This is a genomic window from Candidatus Competibacter denitrificans Run_A_D11 (assembly GCF_001051235.1).
Taxonomy (GTDB): Bacteria; Pseudomonadota; Gammaproteobacteria; order Competibacterales; family Competibacteraceae; genus Competibacter_A; species Competibacter_A denitrificans.
Window position 1 is genome coordinate 1 of record NZ_CBTJ020000067.1, and the last position, 1,611, is coordinate 1,611.

Sequence of the window (1,611 nt, forward strand, 5' to 3'; positions counted from 1 at the left end):
CGTAAGGTAATACAAACGATCCATGCTCGACCCCTCTGGCCGTGGATAATAGCCAGCAGTTTCGCACACGAAGCATGATTTTGTGAACACGGCCTAGGATTACAGAGTTTTCTGAGCATGAATCGGATAGAGGCGAGGCGCAGGAAAGCGAGGGCCTTCAAATTGAGGTTTTCCCAGTCCTTGGCCAAGCGCCGACAGTGGTTCAACCAGGCTAAGGTGCGCTCAACGATCCAACGCTTGGGCAGCACGGTAAACCCTTTCGCGGCCTGCGGACGCTTAACGATCTCGACGGTCAGGGAAGGGCGAAGGGCAAAGACCCCCTGGCGAAAGCGGGGCCTTGATAGGCGGCATCGGCAAAGAGGGTCTTGAGCTTGGGAAAGGGGGTTTGAAGGGTGGCCAGCAGGCCTAATCCACCGTCCCGATCCTGAAGATTCGCCGGATGGATCAGGGCATTGAGTACGAACCCCTGGGTATCCACCAAGACCTGGCGCTTCTTGCCCTTGATGCGTTGATCCGCATCCTAGCCCGTAGGGTCAATCCGCGCCCCCCTTTTTCCGCTGATTTGACGATTTGACGGTCGATGATCCCCACGGTGGGTTGGGCCTCACGCCCCGCCGGCTCACGGCATTGGTCATACAACACTGTGTGTAAATCCTTAGTACAGGACAAAATTCCTAACCTACTGAGATAAAGGAAGTTAAGCTAGAATTTTTGTAGGGATGTCATGAAAGCCACGATCAACGATCCTGTTCGCGAACTGAAAGCGGTGCTGGCTGAACACCTGCCTTGGCAGGGTGCTCGGATTAGTTTTTTAGCGCATTTTCTTCTGGCGCTGTTCAAGGTACGCAGCGTCAATTTGGCTGAACTGGCCACGGGGTTTGGGGGTGGAGTGCGGGTAGCGTCGCACTACAAGCGCCTGCAACGGTTCTTTCGGGCGTTTGAGATCGAGCCGGATGCCTGGGCACGGCTGCTCGTTCACCTCGTGCCGGTCGGGGATGGCCCGTGGCGGCTGGCGCTGGATCGCACCCACTGGCGGTTTGGCAAGACAGACATCAATTTTCTGGTACTGGGCGTCGCTTGGCGCGGCATCGCCTTGCCGTTATTTTGGACGGTGCTGGACAAGCCTGGTAACTCCAACACCGCTAACTCCAACACCGCTGAGCGCATCGCCTTGATAGAGCGCTTTCTCGCGGTCTTTGGTGTGGAGCGGATCGCCGTTCTCCTGGCCGACCGTGAATTCGTGGGTGAGGCGTGGTTCCGCTGGCTGCAAGCCCAGCAGATTCCCTTCCACCAGCGCATCAAATGCGACACGCTCGTCCCCAACCACTGGAATCGGATGATGCGCATTGACGCGCTCTTGGGGTCGCTCAAACCCGGCCAGGTCTACCGACTGCCGGGGCGGCGTCCCGTTTGGGGCTGCTTTGTCCACCTCTCGGCCCTGCGTCTAGAGAACGGCGAGTTCCTCATCCTCGCCACCTTCGGCGCACCCCAGGATCAGGCCATTGAGGCCTACGCTGTCAGGCGACAGCCTAAATTGACCCCTTAGCGACATGAAGAATTGACCCCGCAAGTCAGAGGGGAAATAGTCATGAAGGGTCCGAAAATCCACCT

1 protein-coding gene and 1 pseudogene are annotated in these 1,611 nt (G+C 57.7%); one reads left to right on the plus strand and one right to left on the minus strand.

The features are described from left to right. Positions 1-95 precede the first annotated feature (95 nt). A pseudogene (locus BN873_RS20995) lies at positions 96-651 on the minus strand (IS5 family transposase); the annotation flags it as partial. Positions 652-724: 73 nt separating this feature from the next. On the opposite strand from BN873_RS20995, the gene BN873_RS12965 reads away from it, so the two are divergent. Continuing rightward, positions 725-1,546 carry a hypothetical protein gene (locus BN873_RS12965; protein WP_048674337.1) on the plus strand — a complete coding sequence of 274 codons (822 nt, stop codon included), beginning with the start codon at positions 725-727 and terminating at the stop codon, positions 1,544-1,546. Positions 1,547-1,611 lie beyond the last annotated feature (65 nt).

Coding starts and splice junctions, on each gene's coding strand:
- BN873_RS12965 (WP_048674337.1), top strand. CDS start 725: ATGAAAGCCACGATCAACGATCCTGTTCGCGAACTGAAAGCGGTGCTG.